The sequence below is a fragment of the Terrabacter sp. LjRoot27 genome (assembly GCF_964254175.1).
Taxonomy (GTDB): domain Bacteria; phylum Actinomycetota; class Actinomycetes; order Actinomycetales; family Dermatophilaceae; genus Terrabacter.
Window position 1 is genome coordinate 2,976,007 of sequence record NZ_CAXUSS020000001.1, and the last position, 18,678, is coordinate 2,994,684.

An 18,678-nucleotide genomic window follows, 5' to 3' on the forward strand; every position below is an offset into this window, starting at 1 on the left:
AACTAAGCGCTTGCTTAGTTTCCCTCCCCTGCGGCATGCTGTCAACGTGCCGCAGCCCACCACGACCCCGCCGACCGTCGGCGCCCGGACGTCCGACCCCGACGCCTCGACCGTCGAGCGGCTCCTGCAGGCCGCGGCCCATGCGTTCGCCGACAAGGGCTTCCACGCGACGACCACCCGCGACATCGCCTCCGGGGCGGGCCTCTCCCCGGCCGGGGTCTACGTGCACTTCGGCTCCAAGGAGGAGCTGCTCTTCGCCCTGAGCCGCAGCGGGCACGAGTCGGCCCTGCGTCTCATGCGCTCGGCCATCGCCGACGGCTCGACACCCGCCGAGCAGCTCGTCACCGTCATGGCGCGCTTCACCGAGTGGCACGTCGAGCAGTACCAGGTGGCGCGCGTCGTGCAGTACGAGCACCACCACCTGACCCCCGAGCACCACGCCGAGGTCCTCGCCCTGCGCAAGGAGATGGACTCCCTCGTGCGCGACGTCCTCGACCGCGGCGTCGCCGACGGCACCTTCTCCGTCGACGACAGCGCCGACACCGCGCTGGCCCTGCTCTCGATCGTCGTCGACGTGGCCCGCTGGTACTCCCCGACGATCCGACGCACGCCTGCCGAGATCGGCGCGACGAACGCCGCCCTCGCGCTGCGGCTCGTGGGCGCCGGGCACTGAGCGTGACGCCGGCCGTCACCGGCCACACGGTCCTCCAGGTGCCGGTGCCCGCGCTCGAGCCGTTCGTGCTCGCCCGCACGCAGCACTACGACACCGACTACGTCTCCGCCGACCCGGACTTCGTCCACGCGCACGTGACGGCCCTCGCGCCGTTCCTGGGCGAGGAGGCCCTGACGGGGGCGGATCTCGACGTCGTCGCCGACGTCGCGGCCTCGACGACGCCCTTCGACTTCGTGCTCCGGACCGTCGACACCTTCCCCAACGGCATCGTGCACCTGCTGCCCGAGCCGTCGGGCCCCTTCGCGGCGCTCACCGCGACGCTCTGGGCGGCTTTCCCGCAGTGCCCGCCGTATGCCGGCCGCTTCGGTGACGTCGTCCCCCACCTGACGCTCGACGCCCTGTCCGACGAGGTCACCGAGAGGTCGACGCGCCGACTGGTCGCCCCGCACCTCCCGGCCCGCTGCCGGGCCGAGCGACTCGACCTCGCGTGGTACGAGCCGGGCGCGTGCCGGGTGCTCCGCTCCTGGCGCCTCGGCGGCACCTGAGGGGTCAGCTCGTCGTCGAGCCCAGCGCCGACGTCGGCGTCACGGGCGCGACCCCCTCCCCGGGGACGGCCACGGGCGCCTGCTCGCGGCGCAGCTCGACGGTCAGGCGGGGGAGGAAGAACTGGACCAGCGGGCCGATCGACACGGCATACAGCACGGTGCCGAGGCCGACGGGTCCACCGAGCAGCCAGCCGACGGCCAGCACGACGACCTCGATGGTCGTGCGGACGAGTCGGATCGACAGACCCGTGCGCCGCGCGAAGCCCGTCATGAGCCCGTCGCGGGGGCCGGGACCGAGCTGGCTGCCGATGTAGAGCCCTCCGGCGACGCCGTTGAGCACGATGCCGGAGCCGAGCAGCAGCACGCGCGCCCACATCGACTCGGGCGGCGCGATGAGCGCGAGGCCGGCGTCGGCGGCGAGACCGATGACGACGACGTTGGCCACGGTGCCGAGGCCGGGCCACTGCCGCAGCGGGACCCAGAGCAGCAGGACGAGGGCCCCGACGATGATCGTCACCTGCCCGAACGACAGCGGCACGTGCGAGGCGATGCCGGCGTGGAAGACGTCCCACGGGTCGAGGCCGAGCGTCGAGCGGATCATCATCGCCATCGAGACGCCGTAGAGCACGAGCCCCACGAGGAGCTGGACGACGCGGCGCGGGAGGTGGCCCGCCCTCAGCTGCTGGCGCGGGGTGAGGTTGGCGAGGGGGACGTGACGTCTCATACCGTCCATGATGGGTGCCGGTGGACTGCCTTTTAAGGGCCAGTCGTGCGACAGTGGACCGGTGCGCACCATCTCGGCCCGGTCACTGGCCCTGCTTCTCGGGTCCGGTCCACTCCCCCGGCCGGCCTACCGCGGCCTCGCCGACGGCATCCGCCGGCTCGTCTCCGACGGACGGCTCCTCGTCGGGACGCGGCTGCCGAGCGAACGCACGCTGACGACCGAGCTGGGCCTCAGCCGCACGACCGTGGGCGCGGCCCTCGACACCCTCCGCGACGAGGGCTTCGTCGCGACGCGCCGTGGCTCCGGCAGCGTCGTCTGCCTGCCGGCCGGCCCGTCCGGCCTCGCGCTCTCGCAGGCGGGCCTCATCCCCACCGACGTCCCGCCGGACGTCATCGACCTCACGTATGCCGCCCTCCCGGCCGCGGCCGGCGTCACCGCGGCCTACGAGCGGGCACTCCTGGAGCTCCCGCGCTTCCTCGCGACCGCGGGCTACGACCCGCGGGGGCTCCCCGAGACCCGTGCCGCCGTGGCTGCCTGGTTCGAGGGGCGGGGGCTGCCCACGTCACCGGACCAGGTCGTCATCACCTCGGGCGCCCACGGCGGCCTGTCGGCCGTGCTGCGCTCCCAGCTCGAGATCGGTGACCGGGTCCTCGTCGAGAGCCCCACCTACCCGAACGCCTTGGTGGGGGTGCGCCGTTCGGCGTACCGAGCGGTGCCTGCCCAGCTGACGGCGACGGGGTGGGACGTCGAGGCGATCGAGGTCGGGCTCCGTCAGAGCGGCGCGCGGGCGGCATACCTCATCCCCGACCACCAGAACCCGACCGGGCTCGTCATGGACGGGCCGACGCGACAGGCGCTGGCGGGCGTGCTCGCCCGTGCGAGCTCCGTCCCGGTCATCGACGAGACGTTCGTCGAGCTCGGCCTCGAGGACCACCCGACGACGAGCCGGCCGTCGCCCTTCGCGGCCTCGTCCGTCACCGCCCACACCCTCGGCAGTGCCGGCAAGACGTGGTGGGGCGGTCTGCGCGTCGGGTGGGTGCGTGCTCCCCGCGGCGGCGCCGAGGCCGTCATCGAGGCCCGCCACAGCCTCGACCTCGGCACGGCCATCCTCGAGCAGCTCGTCGTCACCGACCTGCTGCACCAGGGCGAGAGCCTGCTGACCGAACGCCGGCGCGAGGCGCGCGCCCGACGCGACGCCCTCGTCACGGCGCTGCGCGAGCACGTGCCCGACTGGCGCCTGACCGTGCCGACCGGCGGCCTCAACCTGTGGTGCGAGCTGCCGGAAGCACGCGGCGACGAGCTCGCGCGCGTCGCCGAGTCCGCAGGCGTCCGACTGGCCCGTGGTGGGCAGTTCGGGGTCGAGGGCGGCTTCACCCGCTGGGTGCGCGTGCCCTTCTGCGTCGCACCCGACGAGGCCGACGAGGTCGGCCGACGGCTCGCCGCCGCCTGGCAGCTCGCGCTCGGCGAGCGCCCCACGACCCGCGAGGTCACTCCCCTCATCGCCTGACCGTCCCTGACCGTCCCTGACCGTCCCTGTGCCGTGGGCTGCGAGACTGGCCGGGTGAGCAACGACGGAGCCGGGCGCATCACCTCCTGCCGGTGGGAGCACGGCAAGGTCGTCGACGAGGGCTTCCCGCTCGAGGACGTCTCCGAGCTGCTCGGGCGCGAGGACTCGCTGATCTGGGTCGACCTGTGCGAGCCGGACCACGCCGGGCTCCGGGCCCTGTCCGAGGAGCTCGGGCTCGACCCGCACGCCGTCGAGGACGCCGTCTCCGCGGGCGAGCGACCGAAGGCGACCCGGCACGCCAGGCACACCTTCCTCACCGTCTACGCCACGCGGCTCGAGCCCGGCGTCACCCCGACCGGGGCCGAGGACCGCGAGCCGCTCGGGCCGGAGTCCCGGCTGCGCACCGCACGGATCTCGGCCTTCGTGCTCCCCGGCGGCATCATCACCGTCCGCGGCAGCGACGACGTCGACATGCAGCAGGTGCTCGACCGGTGGAACGACGACCCCCAGCTGCTCGAGCTCGGCGTCGGCGCGCTCGTCCACGGGCTCCTCGACACCGTCGTCGACGGGCACTTCGAGGCGATCCAGCAGCTCGACGACGCGATCGAGGACCTCGAGGACCTCCTCTTCGACGAGAGCGGCCGCACCCACGCCGTCCAGGTGCGCACCTACCGGCTGCGCAAGGAGCTCGTCGAGCTGCGACGCGTCGTGCTGCCGATGCGCGACGTCGTCAACGCCGTGCTGCGGCACCGGGGCGAGCTGGACCAGCGGCACACCGAGCTCGACGGCTTCTACGACGACCTCTACGACCACGTCCTCCGGGCCGCCGAGTGGACCGAGTCGCTGCGCGACATGGTGACGACGATCTTCGAGACGAACCTGTCGCTGCAGGACGCCCGCCTCAACACGGTCATGAAGAAGCTCACCGGGTGGGCCGCGATCATCGCCGTCCCGACCGCGGTGACGGGCTGGTTCGGCCAGAACGTGCCCTACCCGGGCTTCGGGCAGCCCTGGGGTGTGCTGTTCAGTGCGGCCGTCATCGGCGGCGTGGCCCTCACGCTCTACGGCGTCTTCCGGCGCAAGGGCTGGATCTGACGCGAGAGGGCCGGGATGCGGTGCATCCCGGCCCTCTCGTCGACGGCGTGGCCGACGCTCGCGGTCAGTCGCGTGTCAGCTTGCGGTAGGTGACGCGGTGCGGGCGAGCGGCGTCGGGGCCGAGACGCTCGACCTTGTTGGCCTCGTAGGACTCGAAGTTGCCCTCGAACCAGTACCAGCTGGCCGGGTTCTCCTCGGTGCCCTCGTAGGCGAGGATGTGCGTCGCGACGCGGTCGAGGAACCACCGGTCGTGGGTGATGACGACGGCGCAGCCGGAGAACTCGAGCAGCGCGTTCTCGAGGGAGCCGAGGGTCTCGACGTCGAGGTCGTTGGTCGGCTCGTCGAGGAGCAGCAGGTTGCCGCCCTGCTTGAGGGTGAGCGCGAGGTTGAGACGGTTGCGCTCGCCACCGGAGAGGACGCCCGACAGCTTCTGCTGGTCGGGGCCCTTGAAGCCGAACTGCGACACGTAGGCCCGCGACGGGATCTCGACGTTGCCGACCTTCATGTGGTCGAGGCCGTCGGAGACGATCTCCCACAGGCTCTTCTTCGGGTCGAGGCCCTCGCGGCCCTGGTCGACGTAGGAGATCTTGACGGTCTCGCCGATCTTGACCTCGCCGCCGTCCGGCTCCTCGAAGCCGACGATCGTCTTGAAGAGCGTCGACTTGCCGACGCCGTTGGGGCCGATGACGCCGACGATGCCGTTGCGGGGCAGGGAGAAGGAGAGGTTGTCGATGAGGACGCGCTCGCCGAAGCCCTTCTTGAGGTTCTTGACCTCGATGACGGTCGAGCCCAGGCGCGGGCCCGGCGGGATCTGGAGCTCCTCGAAGTCGAGCTTGCGGGTGCGCTCGGCCTCGGCCGCCATCTCCTCGTAGCGGGCCAGACGCGCCTTGCTCTTGACCTGACGGCCCTTGGCGTTGCTGCGGACCCACTCGAGCTCGGTCTTGAGCCGCTTGGCCAGCTTGGCGTCCTTCTTGCCCTGGATGGTGAGTCGCTCGGACTTCTTCTCGAGGTAGGTCGAGTAGTTGCCCTCGTACGGGTAGAGGCGGCCTCGGTCGACCTCGGCGATCCACTGCGCGACGTTGTCGAGGAAGTAGCGGTCGTGGGTGACGGCGATGACGGCGCCGGGGTAGCCCTCGAGGTGCTGCTCGAGCCAGAGGACGGACTCGGCGTCGAGGTGGTTGGTGGGCTCGTCGAGCAGCAGCAGGTCGGGCTTCTGCAGGAGCAGCTTGCACAGGGCGACGCGGCGGCGCTCACCTCCGGAGAGGTTGGTGACGGGCGAGTCCGGCGGCGGGCAGCGCAGTGCGTCCATCGCCTGCTCGAGCTGGCTGTCGAGGTCCCACGCGTCGGCGTGGTCGATGTCCTCCTGCAGCTTGCCCATCTCGGCGAGCAGCGCGTCGTAGTCGGCGTCGGGGTCGGCCATCTCGGCGGAGATCTCGTTGTAGCGGTCGAGCTTCGCCTTGATCTCGCCGGCGCCCTCCTCGACGTTGCCGAGGACCGTCTTGTCCTCGTTGAGGGGCGGCTCCTGCAGCAGGATGCCGACGGTCGCCCCGGGGGCCAGACGCGCCTCGCCGTTGCTCGGCTGGTCGAGTCCGGCCATGATCTTGAGGATCGTCGACTTGCCGGCGCCGTTGGGGCCGACCATGCCGATCTTCGCGCCGGGGTAGAAGGACATCGAGACGTCATCGAGGATGACCTTCTCGTTGTGTGCCTTGCGCGCACGGGTCATGGTGTAGATGTACTCGGCCATGCGCAGAAGGCTATCTGTCAGCGAGCGCGGCACCGAATCGGTGTCCGCGCTCGCGGACCGTCACCGACCTCAGGCCGTGAGCCGCTCGACGACCTCGTAGTCGTCGGTCTCGGGATCGCCGGTGGCGAGCACCGTGCCGGTGTCGGCACGCGCGCCGTCGACCGCGTCCGCTCCGGGGTCGTAGTCGTCGTCGACGACCCCGTCGGCGTCGACGTGGGCCGGGCGCTGACCGGCCACCGCCGACTCGCCCTCGGCCATGGCACGCACCGTCGCCTGGACGTCGGGGTCGGCCGTGCGGTCCTGGCCGAGCGCGGCCGCGCGGCTGACCCGCTCGAAGCTGGCGCGACCCCACGACAGGTCGTGCCCGACGTGGTCGGCGTCGATCTCGGGCGAGGTGCGTGGCTGGCCGTCGTTGCCGACGTACTGCTTGATCGACAGGTTGCCCTCGACGATGACGGGCTGGCCCTTCCGCAGCGCCGAGGCGGCGTTGGCCGCGAGCGCGTTGAAGGCGATGACGCTGTAGAAGCTCGTGTCGCCGTCGACGAAGCGTCCGTCGGCCGTGCGGCGGTAGGGCGTCGTGGCGACGCGGAAGGTCGTGAAGATGCTGCCGTTGCGTCCCTGACGCTCGACGGGCTCGGACACGACGTTGCCGTGCACGGTGATGCGGGTCTCGTTCATCGCTGCTCCTCGGGGGTTCCAGGGGCGGCCTCGCGCCGCCTGCAACCACCTTCGGACCCGGCGGGACGGCACGACAGTCGCCACCGGTCCCCTGTGGACAGAAGGGCATCGGGCCCGAGGGGTGTGGACGCCGAGGCGCCGGAGCCGCGTCAGCCCGCTGCGGCCTCGAGGTGCTCGCGGGTCTCGCGGTGACGGAGGAGGACCTCGTCGACGGGGATGAGGATGTGCTCGTCGGCCACCGCTGCGACCGACTCGGTGAGCCGCTTGCCGACCACGGTCCGTCGGTGCCTGGCACCGACGCGCGCCCACCACCGCGACAGGATCCCGAGCCCGACACCGAGCAGCACGCCGAGGATGAGCATGACGAGCGGCAGCGGCAGGATGCCGACGGCGGGGGTCTCGGGGCGCGGGAGCTGCAGCAGCGCGAAGACCCACAGCACGGCGTACCAGACGAGCCCTGCGAGGGCGACGAGACCCAGCACCCACTGGAGGATGTTGACGACGAACCACCAGACCGGGCGACGTGCGCGCAGGGACGTGCCGATGACGGCACGGTCGAGCGAGTCGCTCAGGGCGCCGTCGCCGCCGTCGACGGCGTCCTCGACGGCCTGGGCCCAGCGCACCGGCAGTCCCCCGGACGCGTCGCGCACGAAGCTGCGCGTGGCGAGGTCGACCGCCGACACGGTCGACACGGTCGGTGCCGGGATCGACGAGCGGCCGAGCACGGCGCGCACGTCGGCGCCGTCGATCTCGACGGGGATCGGCGGACGTCCACCGGTGCGGTCGAGCCGGAGGCGACGCAGCGGGTCGGCGGCGAAGCCCTTGGTCCAGCGAGCGAAGAGCCAGCCGGTGTGCGCGAACGCCTCGCGGCGGTAGTCGCGTGCGACGGCGTCGAGGACGATGGGCACACCGGCCGCGCGGGCCAGCGCCGCGTCGAGCGCCTCACGCGGGACCCGTCCCACGTCGGCCTCGGAGTCAGCGACACCCGGGCGCAGACCCGTCGCCGCACCGACGACGTCGGCCTTGAGGCGCTGACGCGAGGCCGCATGTCCTGCAACGGCATTCGCGAGTCGCTGCTTGAGCTCGAGGATGCCCTGACCGGTCACGGTGGAGGTCGCGAGAACCTTCGCGTCGGCGACGCCGTCGGCCACGAGGAGCTTGGCGAGATCCTGGGTCAAGGTCTTGACGCTCTCGCCGGTCAGGCGGTCGGACTGGTTGAGCACGCCGAGCGTCACGGCGTCGTGGTGCGACATGAGGCTCACGAACTCGTCGTGCAGCCGGGCGTCGGCGTACTTCTGCGGGTCGGTCACCCAGACGAAGACGTCGACGAGCTCGAGCACCCGCTCGGCCTCCCGTCGGTGCTCGAGCTCACGGGAGTCGAAGTCCGGCAGGTCGAGGAGCACGAGCCCGTCGAGCGAGCCGGCGACCTGGACCGACCCCTCCCCCGCGTCGGCCGGCGTGTTGACGACGTGACGGGCGGCGACTCCGAGCCAGTCGAGCAGCTCGGACGCGTCGGCGTCACCCCAGAGTCCGGCCGTCGGGCGGGAGGTCGTGGGCCGGCGCGCGCCGATGGTGGCGACGTCGGCGCCGACCAGGGCGTTGAAGAGCGAGGACTTGCCGCTGCCCGTGGCCCCGGCGAGCGCGACGACCGTGTGGTCCCCGGCGATACCGGAACGCTCGACGGCCTTGTCGACGACCCGCCGGGCGACCTCGACGCCCGAGGGGTCGAGCTCGTCGGCACCCGACACGAGCGCCATCGACAGCTCCGTCGTGCGCGTGCCGAGCTCGGCCGCCGAGACCGTCGCCACCTTGGCGCGGCCCATCCTGATCGGGCTCATCGCGCAGCCTTGACCGCTGCAGCGGTCGCGGTCAGGTGCTCGGTCTGGTCGGTGTCGACGTGCAACGTCGTGACAGCTCCTTCGTAACGGGCGAGCTCGGCGGCATACAGCTCGTCGACGCGCGCGGTCAGCTGCTCGCGGGCCTTGCGCGCGAGCTCTCGGACGGCCTGGTCGCCGAAGACCGCCTCGAGCAGCTTCTGGCCGACGACGGCCGTGCCACCGGCGATGCCGACCTCGGCGCCGGTGATGCCGGCCGTGCTCGCGAAGGTCACGAGCATGAGGACCACGCCGAGGCCGTTGACGCCGTAGGCCATGATCCGGGCGGTCGTGCGTCTGTCGCGACCCTCGTCGCGAACCATCTGGAGGATGTCGCCCTGCCAGTCCCGCACGAGGCGCTGGATGCGCTTGTCGACGTCGGTACCGGACCGCGCGAGGGTCGGGTCGGCCGTGAGCAGCTGGTCGCCACCGGGCAGGGTGCGCCACGAGCGCGCGATGGCGCCGGCGGCGAGCTCGGCGCGGTTGACGACGAGGGACTCGACGCCGGACTGGAGCGCCTCACCGAGGTGGTCGGCCCGTGCCGGCTCGCCCTTGAGGAACGAGGTGAACCGGTCGCGCACCCGGGAAACGGTCGACTCGACCTGCCGGAAGAACTCTCCGGTGCCGACGAACTCCTGCCACCGCGCGAGGACCTCGCCGCGAAGCAGCGTGCCGTCGAGCACGCCCTCGTGGACCTGCGCCTTCGCCTCGTCGTAGGCCGCAGCGGCCGCGGCGACGAGCGCCTGGCCCGCCGCTGTCTGCTCCTTCGAGGCGGTCACGAGCGACTGCGTGCGGGTGTCGAGGGAGACGAGCGCACCCTGGAGCGTCTGGCGCACGACGTCGGCCCGGGCCTGCGCGTCGCCGGCGAGCGCCGCGAGCCAGCCCCGCAGGCGCTCGGTCTGGTCGGCGGGCAGCAGACCGTCGACGAGCTCGGACTCCACGACCGTGAAGATCGGCGCCTGGTCGAGCCCCTGCTCGCGCAGCATCGACGCGAAGTGCGTGCGGATCTCGTCGACGGCCCCGACGGGCACGCGGTCGAGGACGACGGCGACGGCGGTGCCGCGCTCCGAGGCCTCGCGCAGCAGCTCCCACGGGACGGCGTCGGCGTAGCGGGCGGCCGTCGTGACGAAGACCCAGAGGTCGGCGGCGGCGAGCAGCTGCGTCGCGAGGTCGCGGTTGGCCTCGACGACGCTGTCGATGTCCGGCGCGTCGAGCAGGGCCAGGCCGGCGGCGACCTCGTCGGTCGAGACGAGGCGCACCGCGCCCGGGCCGTCGGACGACGAGTGGCGACCCGTGATGCGCGCCAGGGTCGGCAGGATCCGGGGCCCGGAGAACCACGCCGCGTCGGAGGGGTGGTGGATGAGCACCGGCGAACGGGTGGTCGGCCGCAGGACGCCGGGCAGCGTCACCTCGCGCCCGACGACCGAGTTGACGAGCGTCGACTTGCCGGCGCCCGTCGAGCCGCCGACGACGGCGAGCAGCGGGGCGTCGAGCGAGGTCAGCCGCGGGATGACGTAGTCGTCGAGCTGGTCGAGCAGCCGCGTGCGCGCCAGCCGGGCAGCCGGGGCGGACGGGAGGTCGAGGGGCAGGGTGGCGTCGTCGACGGCAGACCGAAGTGCCTGAACGCTCGAGAGGAGACGGGCATTGCCCACCCCTGAATCACCTGCCACGCCCGTATCCTTCCGTGTCGCACTGGCACAACCAAACCGAAAGGCGGCGCGCCACCACGACATACCCCGAGTCGTGACCTGAGAGTGCCACGGGCAGACGTGATCCGCCCTGCTGACACGGCTGTCCGGCGGGTCAGTCCTCCGGCGGTCCGGCCTGCACCCGGCGCTCGGCCTCCACCGCCCGGGCGACGTTGCCGTGGACGTGGTCGGCACCGAGACGCTCCATGACGCCGTCGACCTCGAGCGTCGACCGCACCGCCGCCTTGAGCCTGGCCAGTCGCAGGACGACATCGGAGTCCTCGGCGAGGTCGAGCACGTCGGCCATCTTGGCCGACCCCTGGGAGTCGACGAAGTCGATGCCGCCGCAGTCGAGCACGATGGCCTTGACCCCCGGGTTCTCGTGGATGACCTCGCGGACGCGGTCCTCGAGGGCGTCCGACGTGGCGAAGAACAGCCCGCCGTCCATCCGGATCACCACGATGCCGGGGATCGTCTCGCCCTCCGGGTGGTCGGCGAGGTCGCGGTAGACGTCCGTGCCCGGCTCGCGTGCGAGCGTCGGGATGTGCGGTCGGGTGGAGACCTTGATGAGCCAGAAGATCGACAGCGCCACCCCGATGACGACGCCGGCCAGCACGCCGAAGACGAGCGCGCCCAGCAGTGCGGCGACGGCCACCGCGAAGTCGAACGGCTTGACGCGCAAGAGGCGTCGCATCTCCGGCAGGTCCATCATCCCCATGACGACGGCCTCGATGATGATGGCGGCCAGCACCGGTTTGGGCAGGTCGGAGAAGAGCGGCGCCAGCAGCAGCAACGTCAGCAGGACCGCGAAGCCCGTCGTCAGCGAGGCCAGCCCCGACCTGGCTCCCGAGTGGTCGTTGAGCGAGCTCGCCGACAGGCTGGTCGACACCGGCATCCCCTGGAGGACCCCCGACCCGGCGTTGGCGAAACCCTGCGCGACCGACTCCTGGTCGATGTCGATCTGGTAGCGGTGCTTCGCGGCGAAGGCGCGCGCGTCGCCGGCCGTCTGCGAGAAGCCGATCAGCACGAGAGCGAAGGCCGCCACGGCCCCGACACCGACGTGGTCCCACATCAGCTGCATGTCGGGCAGGACGACGGTCGGCAGTCCTCTCGGGACCTCGCCGACGAGCGCCACACCACGGTCACCGAGACCCAGCAGCCACGAGGCGAGCAGGCCGCCCACGACGAGCACGAGGGCGCCCGGCACCTTCGGGGCGACGACGCGCAGGCCGAAGACGACGGCGAGGGAGACGAGCCCGACCACGACGGTCGTGCCGTGCGCGTCCCCGAGGGTCGTGAACCAGGACCGCAGCTCCTGCAGGGGGTTGCTCCCCGAGACCTTCGTGCCGGTGAGCTTGGGCAGCTCGCCGATGACGACGTCGATGGCAGCACCGAAGAGGAACCCCGTGACGACCGCACGCGAGAGGAACTGCGCGATCCACCCCATCTTCAGCACCGCGACGAGCAGGTAGAGCACCCCCGAGGCGAGGGTGATGCCGGCGACGAACGACGCGACGGCCTTCTCGTCGACGATGCCGGCGGCGAGGACGGCGCTCGCGGCGACGGCCGCCAGTCCTGAGCTCGGCCCGACCGAGATCTGCCGGCTGGTGCCGAAGATCGCGTAGAGGATCGCACCCGCGGCCGCGGCGTAGAGACCGTTCTGGACGGGGATCCCGGCGATGCCGGCGTAGCCGAGGTTCTTCGGGACGACGAGGGCCAGCACCGTCACACCGGCGATGAGGTCGCCGCGCAACCAGCTGCGGTCGTACGAGCGCAGCCAGCCGAGGATGGGGATCCGGCTCGTTCCCGTGGTCCGACCCGCCATGAGAGCGTCATCCCTCCCGTCAGGCCGCGAGGCCGAGACCGTTGGGTGGACGAGGTCCCTCGCAGGCCGGCTGACGACCCCATGATCGCAGCAGGTGGCGGCGTACGTCCCGGTTTCCGAAGGGTCGCCGGCGGCGTCCGTGCTGCGTCGCCTTCGGAGAGTGCCCCCGGCAGGACTCGAACCTGCGACCAAGAGATTAGAAGGCTCTTGCTCTATCCGCTGAGCTACAGGGGCGGGTCGCCCGATCCGGGCGCCGTCCAATGATAGGCACCGCGGGCCGGCACGCCCGATCAGGTCACGGGCGAGCCGACGAAGTCACGGCGGTGCGAGGTGATCGCCTCGAGCAGCACCATCTCGCGCTGCGACGCGTCGTCCTCGGCCGTGCCGTGGACGAGCCGCGAGCGCAGCAGCGCCAGGTCGCTCGCGCTGTCCTGGAAGGCGTCCATCGAACGCCTCGCCGGACGACCACCGTTCTGCCGCGCCCAGGCTCGCGCCGCCCGGCGCAAGCGCAGGTTGGAGAGCATCATGACCTCGGCGTGCGTGAGCCAGCCCGCGTCGGCGTACGGCGAGAGGTAGCGACCGATGAGCCGGCCCTCGCGACGACGCAGCCAGAAGAGGAAGCCGACGAAGGCGAGGAAGAGCGGCACCTGGTAGGTGACGTACGCCGCGAAGAAGCCGTCCATGCCGGCGAGCGCGGAGAGGTTCCAGAGCCCGTGGAGCAGCATGGCGAGGACCCAGCCGGCGAGGATCGCGACGACGCGCACCGCCGGGCGTCGGGCGGACACGGCGATGCCGATCCCGATGCCGGTCAGCGAGGTGAAGAGCGGGTGGCCGAACGGGCCCATGAGGCCGCGGACGAGGAAGGTCGACGTCAGGCCTTCGCCGCCGTACTCGTTGTAGGCCTGCCCGAGGTAGAGGATGTTCTCGCTGAAGGCGAAGCCCGCCCCGATGAGCCCGCCGTAGACGATGCCGTCGATGATCCCGTCGAACTCGCGCCGACGGACGAGGTAGATGAGCAGGATGCCGAGGCCCTTGAGCGTCTCCTCGGTGACGGGCGCGAGGTAGACGGCGCCCGTCTCGAGCGGGTCGGTCCAGCGCGCCTCGACGAGCATCTTGAGGCCGAAGGTGTTGAGGAAGAAGGCACCGACGACGGCGACGAGCGCGCCCCAGAGGAACGCGAAGACGATGTAGCGCGCCGGCTCCGCCTCGTAGCGGTCGAGCCAGAGGAAGGTCGGCACGATGATGAGCAGCGGGATGACCGCCATGAGCGCGGACGTGATGATCGTCTGGGCCGTCAGCCGCTCGCCGAGGATGCCGAGCAGGATGAGCAGGCAGACGAGGAAGGCGGATGCCGCGACGCCGATGGTGAGGGCGGTGCGCAGCATCGGCCGCCGGGTCGGGTTGCGCACCGGGCTCCACTGCTGCGCCTGCCCGCCCGGGCTCGCGCCCGTCCCCTGTGTCGTCACGTCCCCTGAGGTCATGAGGGCAGGCTAGTGCAGCGCCGGGGCCGCGCACCCGGGCTCGTCCTCCTCAGCCTCTATGGTGGACCGGTGAGTGACACCAACCACCGAGCCATCGCCGACCGGATCATCTGGATCGACTGCGAGATGACGGGCCTGTCCCTGAAGTCCGACGCCCTCGTGGAGGTGGCCGCCCTCGTCACGGACTTCGAGCTCAACCAGCTCGGTGACGGCATCGACGTCGTCGTCAAGCCGCCGGACGAGGCGCTGGAGCAGATGGACGACTTCGTCCGCGACATGCACACGAGCTCGGGCCTCATCACCGAGCTCGACTCCGGGGTGACGCTCAAGGAGGCCGAGCACATCGTCCTCGACTACGTCCGCACGTTCGTCCCCGAGCCGCGCAAGGCCCCGCTCGGCGGCAACACCGTCGCCACCGACCGCGGCTTCCTCTCGCGCGACATGCCGGTGCTCGAGTCCTACCTCCACTACCGGATCATCGACGTCAGCTCCATCAAGGAGCTCTCGCGCCGGTGGTACCCCCGCGTCTACTTCAACGCCCCGAAGAAGTCCGGCGGGCACCGGGCGCTCGCCGACATCCGCGAGTCGATCGCCGAGCTGCGCTACTACCGTCAGGCGGTCTTCGTGCCACAGCCCGGCCCCGACAGCGCCACCGCGAAGGCGCTCGCGTCGCCTCACGTCATCGAGCACTGAGTGCTCCCGGACAGCCCTTCGGGCGATGGCGTATGCCGTCGGGCGGGGTGGTCACGAGCACCTCACGAGAGCCTGTAGCATTGTCGACGCCGTGACACGGCGCCGAGCCTTCGGGCCCGGCTCGTGTTGTGCATGGTGGGTGTAGCTCAGCTGGTAGAGCACCTGGTTGTGGTCCAGGTGGCCGCGGGTTCAAGTCCCGTCACTCACCCCACGGTCCTGCTCGTCAGGACGAACGCATGGCCCGGTTCCCCCGCGGGGGAGCCGGGCCGTGCTGCTTCCACGGCACGGTCCGAGCCCGGTCCGAGGCGGGTCCGAGCCTGCGCGGCTAGGCTCGTGGCAGCCGGTCACACCGGCCCGCAGCCCGCAACGCTGCCCTGCGGTCGCTTCCCCGCCGACCCCCGAGGTGACCCCATGAACGACCCGAGCGTGCCGTCGGTGGACGCGCGGTTCTCCCCGTCTGCAGGTCAGACGCTGGGCGTCGAGTGGGAGATCGGCCTGCTCGACCCGGCCACGCACGACCTCACCTCGCGCGCCGTCGAGCTGCTCGGCCTCGCCAACGGGCCCGAGGACACCGGTCATGCCCGACCGACGAAGTCGCGGTCGACCGTGACGCAGGAGCTGCTGCGCAACACCGTCGAGATCGTCACCGGCATCTGCGCGAACGCCGAGGAGGCGGCTGCGGATCTCGCCGACGGCCTCGGGCGCGTCCAGCGCGCGGCCTCCGAGCTCGACGTCCTGCTCTACGGGGGTGGGGCGCACCCGTTCGCGCGGTGGGAGGACCAGGAGGTCACCGAGGGACAGCGCTACGCGACCCTCATCGACCGCACCCAGTGGTGGGGCCGGCAGATGGTGATCTTCGGGGTCCACGTGCACGTCGGCGTCCGGTCCGCCGCGAAGGTGTGGCCCCTCGTCAACGCCCTGCTGACCTACCACCCGCACCTCACGGCGCTGTCGGCGTCGTCGCCCTACGGCTCGGGGGCCGACACCGGCTACGCGAGCAACCGCACGATGCTCTTCCAGCAGCTGCCGACGGCGGGCCTGCCCTTCCAGTTCGAGACGTGGGCGCAGTACCGCGCGTACCTCCACGACGTCTTCACGACCGGGGTCGTCACCGACGCGAGCGAGCTGCGCTGGGACGTCCGACCGTCGCTGCGCCTCGGCACGATCGAGGTCCGGGCCTGCGACGGCTTCTCGCGACCGCAGGACGTGGCCGCGATCGCGGCGCTCATCCACTGCCTCGTCGCCCATCTCGAGCACCAGCTCGACGAGGGCGTGCTCGCGCGCCCGCTGCCGCCCTGGCACGTGCAGGAGAACAAGTGGCGGGCGGCGCGCTACGGGCTCGACGCCATCATCATCCGTGACGCCGACAACACGGAGGTCCACGTCGTCGACGACATCCACGACCTGCTCGAGCAGCTGCAGCCGACGGCGCGACGCCTCGCCTGCACGCGCGAGCTCGCGGGCGTCGAGGACATCCTGAGCGACGGGGCCGGTTACCAGCGGATGCGCGCGGCTGTCACGGACGACGGCACCGGCGACCTGCGGGCCGCGGTGCGCGCCATGCTCGTCTCCGACGGCCGGTGAGACCTGACAGCTACTCCGCGACGCTCGCCATCGCCGTCCGGGCGGTCTCGCCGTCGGTGTCGGGGGGCAGGACCGTGAGCACGAGCCGGCCGTAGTTGCTCAGGGACAGCAGGACGTGGTCGGGGAAGCGGCTGTGCTCGAACCAGCCGAGGTGCGTGATCCCGATCGGGCTGCGCACGGTCCGGGGTCCGTCCTCCCACCCGGCGCGCTCGTAGCCGAACCGGGCGATCCGCGCGCGGGCGCGGTCGTTCACCGCGACGTCGAGCAGCGGCACCTCGACGCGGAGGTCGCTCGACCGGGGCCACCACACGCCGTCGGAGGCGTCGACCCCCGGACGGGGCGACAGGGCGAGGCGGCTCGAGAGGTCGTCTCCTGGCGACTCGGCGGCGGGGGCCGGCAGGGAGGTGGACACGGGAGGGGACAGGGGCAGGGCGTTCACGGTGGCTCCTCGGGGAGCAGGTCGAGATGGGTGGCCGCGGCTCGCTCGTCACTTCCTGCCCTGGAGGACCGACGCCGCGCAAGGGTCGGTTCCTCTGCTGCCGACGGGCACCCTGACCGGGTGACCTGTCTCCACCCCAGCGTACGCCCGCGTCGACGCACCGGCCCCGCGACGGCATACCGCACAATGGGGTCATGCTCATGGGGAACAAGAAGGCCCAGCGGATCACGGTCGGTGTCATCATCGGCGTCATCGTCGTCAGCCTCGCGCTGTCCCTCATCTCGACGGCGAGCGCGACCCCGTAGGCACGCGAATCCGCCCGCAGCGCCGGGTCGCCCGGTCAGCGGCAGGGGTGGGTCGCGCGGCTCGGGACGCCTCGCGCCGACCGATTTTGTCCCGGCCCGGGACGGCTGCTAACGTTTCCCCTCGTTGCGCCGCTAGCTCAATTGGCAGAGCAAGTGACTCTTAATCACTGGGTTCGGGGTTCGAGTCCCTGGCGGCGCACTTCAAGACCCCCGTTCGGAGCGATCCGGACGGGGGTCTTCCCTTTGCCCGTCCTGATTCGCGTATCAGGCTGACAACGCCACGACTCCCTTGGACGATGGACGTACCACCCGGGACGCGGGTGACCGCGTCACCGGCTCGAGGGGAGATGCGATGAGCGGCTGGGACGACGAGCTGGACCGAGGCGACCAGGGCGAGCGTGAGGTCACGCCCGACCTGCCGTGGACCGACGAGCCCCCGCCGCCGGGCGGGGGCGACCGCGACGTGACGGTGCGCGGGCCGGGTGCGAGCGTCGGCAAGGCGCGGGCCTTCACGACGTACCTGCCCGTCGGCATGTGCTGCAACTTCGTCTGGAACTGCATCGCCGCCCCGCACCGGTTCGGGCTGGCCGACGCCAACGCCGCCTGGGCGCGTGCTGCGAAGCGGCGCGGCGGCACCGACGCCCCGGCCGGCGCCCCGGTCTACTGGGCGGGCGGCAAGCACGGCCACATCGCCCTCTCCGTCGGCGGTGGCCGCGTCCGTTCGACGGACTGGCCCGCCAAGGGCAAGGTCGGCGAGGTCGGCATCGCCGAGATCACCAAGGCGTGGGGCATCACCTACCGTGGCTGGTCGGCCGACTTCGCCGGCACGACGATCCCCGGGCTCGGCGGCGACGGCCTGACCGCCCTCGCCGGTGGCGGCGCGGCCGTCGACGACGAGGCGATCCGGCCGGGCAAGCGCAACGCGGCGGTGCGGCGCTTCAACAAGGCGCTGTGGGACTCGATGCCGGCCGACTACCGCGCGTCGCACCAGAAGGCGTGGATGAGCGAGGCGGCCGACCTCTACGGACCCGTCGCCCAGCAGGTCTGCTTCGACAAGTACGTCCTGCTCAACCGCAAGGACCCGAAGAAGTGGCCGCTGCCGAGCAAGCCGGTCTGGCCCGGTCCCGGCCTGCTTCGCAAGCTCGGGCTGCGCCCCGACTGACGTCGGGCGCGCACGGCGGGCGAAGGTGGCTCAGAGGTAGAGGCCGGTCTGGCCGTCCTCGACGCGCCGGGCCGCGACGGCGTGGATGTCGCGCTCGCGGAGCAGGATGTAGTCCTTCCCGTGCAGCTCGACCTCGCCGCGGTCCTCCGGGTCGAAGAGGACGCGGTCGCCCAGCTCGACCTGGCGCACGTTGGCGCCCGTCGCCACCACCTCGGCCCACGCGAGGCGCTTGCCGACCGACGCGGTGGCGGGGATGAGGATGCCGCCGCCGGAGCGCCGCTCCCCCTCGCTCTCGATCGAGACGAGGACGCGGTCGTGCAGCATCCGGACCGGCAGCCTGGCCGCCGACGCGGCAGCATCCTTCTTCGCCATGGGACTGGTCGGACCCGCCGGCCGGCTCAGCGCCGGCGGCGCAGGAAGCCGATGGCGACCACGACGACGACGGCCGCCGCCACGACGGCACCGATGCGCTCGATGCGCAGCTCGCCGTCCTCGGTGTGCGTGGCCGCGGCGAGACGCAGCCGCAGGCCCTGCACCTGGCGCTGGGCGATGACCTGCGGCTGGGCGCGGTAGGCCAGCTCGTTGACGGTGCCCTCGAGGCGCGCGCGGGCGGCCTGGATGTCCTGCTCGATCCGTACGGTGTCGCTCATCTGGCTTC

At 71.9% G+C, this 18,678-nt stretch carries 17 protein-coding genes and 3 tRNA genes; 9 read left to right on the forward strand and 11 right to left on the reverse strand.

The genetic code is table 11. The features are described from left to right. The first annotated feature begins 46 nt into the window (after nucleotides 1-46). Complete coding sequence (locus tag ACSQ2D_RS13835) at nucleotides 47-673, forward strand: TetR/AcrR family transcriptional regulator (RefSeq protein WP_435986517.1); 627 nt, start codon at nucleotides 47-49, stop codon at nucleotides 671-673. Between the two features lie 2 nt (nucleotides 674-675). Next, nucleotides 676-1,218, forward strand: coding sequence for a 2'-5' RNA ligase family protein (locus ACSQ2D_RS13840; RefSeq protein ID WP_435986518.1), 543 nt, complete (start codon nucleotides 676-678; stop codon nucleotides 1,216-1,218). 4 nt (nucleotides 1,219-1,222) lie between these two features. Here ACSQ2D_RS13840 and ACSQ2D_RS13845 read toward each other — a convergent pair whose 3' ends face one another. Further along, complete coding sequence (locus ACSQ2D_RS13845; RefSeq protein ID WP_435986519.1) at nucleotides 1,223-1,942, reverse strand: YczE/YyaS/YitT family protein; 720 nt, start codon at nucleotides 1,940-1,942, stop codon at nucleotides 1,223-1,225. Between the two features lie 61 nt (nucleotides 1,943-2,003). On the opposite strand from ACSQ2D_RS13845, the gene ACSQ2D_RS13850 reads away from it, so the two are divergent. Both ACSQ2D_RS13850 and ACSQ2D_RS13855 read left to right on the forward strand, forming a co-directional pair. Further along, entirely contained in the window at nucleotides 2,004-3,449 is a 1,446-nt protein-coding gene (locus tag ACSQ2D_RS13850) for a PLP-dependent aminotransferase family protein (RefSeq protein ID WP_435986520.1), read from the forward strand. Nucleotides 3,450-3,503: 54 nt separating this feature from the next. Next, a complete protein-coding gene (locus ACSQ2D_RS13855) occupies nucleotides 3,504-4,544 on the forward strand; it encodes a magnesium transporter CorA family protein (protein WP_435986521.1) in 1,041 nt (346 codons plus the stop codon). Between the two features lie 64 nt (nucleotides 4,545-4,608). Here ACSQ2D_RS13855 and ettA read toward each other — a convergent pair whose 3' ends face one another. From ettA to ACSQ2D_RS13890, 7 genes are all read right to left on the reverse strand, one after another. Next, entirely contained in the window at nucleotides 4,609-6,291 is a 1,683-nt protein-coding gene (gene ettA, locus ACSQ2D_RS13860; RefSeq protein ID WP_435986522.1) for an energy-dependent translational throttle protein EttA, read from the reverse strand. A gap of 69 nt (nucleotides 6,292-6,360) precedes the next feature. Continuing rightward, complete coding sequence (locus ACSQ2D_RS13865) at nucleotides 6,361-6,969, reverse strand: single-stranded DNA-binding protein (RefSeq protein WP_435986523.1); 609 nt, start codon at nucleotides 6,967-6,969, stop codon at nucleotides 6,361-6,363. Between the two features lie 149 nt (nucleotides 6,970-7,118). Then, complete coding sequence (locus ACSQ2D_RS13870) at nucleotides 7,119-8,807, reverse strand: GTPase (RefSeq protein ID WP_435986524.1); 1,689 nt, start codon at nucleotides 8,805-8,807, stop codon at nucleotides 7,119-7,121. Beyond that, nucleotides 8,804-10,513, reverse strand: coding sequence for a dynamin family protein (locus ACSQ2D_RS13875; RefSeq protein ID WP_435986525.1), 1,710 nt, complete (start codon nucleotides 10,511-10,513; stop codon nucleotides 8,804-8,806). The genes ACSQ2D_RS13870 and ACSQ2D_RS13875 overlap by 4 nt, the downstream gene beginning before the upstream one ends. A gap of 133 nt (nucleotides 10,514-10,646) precedes the next feature. Beyond that, nucleotides 10,647-12,356, reverse strand: coding sequence for a SulP family inorganic anion transporter (locus ACSQ2D_RS13880; protein ID WP_435986526.1), 1,710 nt, complete (start codon nucleotides 12,354-12,356; stop codon nucleotides 10,647-10,649). Between the two features lie 161 nt (nucleotides 12,357-12,517). Continuing rightward, a tRNA-Arg gene (locus tag ACSQ2D_RS13885) sits at nucleotides 12,518-12,590 on the reverse strand. 56 nt (nucleotides 12,591-12,646) lie between these two features. After that, the gene (locus ACSQ2D_RS13890) at nucleotides 12,647-13,837 is read right to left on the reverse strand and encodes a PrsW family intramembrane metalloprotease (RefSeq protein ID WP_435986527.1); all 1,191 of its coding nucleotides are present in this window, start codon (nucleotides 13,835-13,837) and stop codon (nucleotides 12,647-12,649) included. Nucleotides 13,838-13,906: 69 nt separating this feature from the next. On the opposite strand from ACSQ2D_RS13890, the gene orn reads away from it, so the two are divergent. The 3 genes from orn to ACSQ2D_RS13905 all read left to right on the forward strand — a co-directional run bounded on the left by orn (nucleotide 13,907) and on the right by ACSQ2D_RS13905 (nucleotide 16,114). Then, entirely contained in the window at nucleotides 13,907-14,530 is a 624-nt protein-coding gene (orn, locus tag ACSQ2D_RS13895) for an oligoribonuclease (RefSeq protein WP_200959189.1), read from the forward strand. Between the two features lie 135 nt (nucleotides 14,531-14,665). Continuing rightward, nucleotides 14,666-14,741: transfer RNA gene (locus tag ACSQ2D_RS13900), tRNA-His, on the forward strand. 200 nt (nucleotides 14,742-14,941) lie between these two features. Further along, entirely contained in the window at nucleotides 14,942-16,114 is a 1,173-nt protein-coding gene (locus ACSQ2D_RS13905; RefSeq protein ID WP_435986528.1) for a glutamate--cysteine ligase, read from the forward strand. Nucleotides 16,115-16,124: 10 nt separating this feature from the next. Here the strand turns inward: ACSQ2D_RS13905 and ACSQ2D_RS13910 are convergent, their stop codons facing one another. Next, nucleotides 16,125-16,553, reverse strand: coding sequence for a DUF5994 family protein (locus ACSQ2D_RS13910; RefSeq protein ID WP_435986529.1), 429 nt, complete (start codon nucleotides 16,551-16,553; stop codon nucleotides 16,125-16,127). 431 nt (nucleotides 16,554-16,984) lie between these two features. Here ACSQ2D_RS13910 and ACSQ2D_RS13915 point away from each other — a divergent pair. Together ACSQ2D_RS13915 and ACSQ2D_RS13920 are read left to right on the forward strand one after the other, a co-directional pair. Further along, nucleotides 16,985-17,057 (forward strand) — tRNA-Lys (locus tag ACSQ2D_RS13915). A gap of 153 nt (nucleotides 17,058-17,210) precedes the next feature. Next, the gene (locus tag ACSQ2D_RS13920; RefSeq protein ID WP_435986530.1) at nucleotides 17,211-18,020 is read left to right on the forward strand and encodes a hypothetical protein; all 810 of its coding nucleotides are present in this window, start codon (nucleotides 17,211-17,213) and stop codon (nucleotides 18,018-18,020) included. A gap of 30 nt (nucleotides 18,021-18,050) precedes the next feature. On the opposite strand, the gene ACSQ2D_RS13925 is transcribed toward ACSQ2D_RS13920, so the two are convergent. Together ACSQ2D_RS13925 and ACSQ2D_RS13930 are read right to left on the reverse strand one after the other, a co-directional pair. Continuing rightward, nucleotides 18,051-18,392 (reverse strand): GroES family chaperonin, encoded by a 342-nt coding sequence (locus ACSQ2D_RS13925; RefSeq protein ID WP_435986531.1) that lies wholly within the window; start codon nucleotides 18,390-18,392, stop codon nucleotides 18,051-18,053. Nucleotides 18,393-18,418: 26 nt separating this feature from the next. Next, nucleotides 18,419-18,670 (reverse strand): DUF3618 domain-containing protein, encoded by a 252-nt coding sequence (locus ACSQ2D_RS13930; protein ID WP_435986532.1) that lies wholly within the window; start codon nucleotides 18,668-18,670, stop codon nucleotides 18,419-18,421. Between the last annotated feature and the right edge of the window lie 8 nt (nucleotides 18,671-18,678).

Coding starts and splice junctions, on each gene's coding strand:
- ACSQ2D_RS13920 (WP_435986530.1), top strand. CDS start 17,211: ATGAGCGGCTGGGACGACGAGCTGGACCGAGGCGACCAGGGCGAGCGT.
- ACSQ2D_RS13870 (WP_435986524.1), bottom strand. CDS start 8,807: ATGAGCCCGATCAGGATGGGCCGCGCCAAGGTGGCGACGGTCTCGGCG.
- ACSQ2D_RS13905 (WP_435986528.1), top strand. CDS start 14,942: ATGAACGACCCGAGCGTGCCGTCGGTGGACGCGCGGTTCTCCCCGTCT.
- ACSQ2D_RS13865 (WP_435986523.1), bottom strand. CDS start 6,969: ATGAACGAGACCCGCATCACCGTGCACGGCAACGTCGTGTCCGAGCCC.
- ACSQ2D_RS13845 (WP_435986519.1), bottom strand. CDS start 1,942: ATGAGACGTCACGTCCCCCTCGCCAACCTCACCCCGCGCCAGCAGCTG.
- ACSQ2D_RS13890 (WP_435986527.1), bottom strand. CDS start 13,837: ATGACCTCAGGGGACGTGACGACACAGGGGACGGGCGCGAGCCCGGGC.
- ACSQ2D_RS13880 (WP_435986526.1), bottom strand. CDS start 12,356: ATGGCGGGTCGGACCACGGGAACGAGCCGGATCCCCATCCTCGGCTGG.
- ettA (WP_435986522.1), bottom strand. CDS start 6,291: ATGGCCGAGTACATCTACACCATGACCCGTGCGCGCAAGGCACACAAC.
- ACSQ2D_RS13925 (WP_435986531.1), bottom strand. CDS start 18,392: ATGGCGAAGAAGGATGCTGCCGCGTCGGCGGCCAGGCTGCCGGTCCGG.
- ACSQ2D_RS13930 (WP_435986532.1), bottom strand. CDS start 18,670: ATGAGCGACACCGTACGGATCGAGCAGGACATCCAGGCCGCCCGCGCG.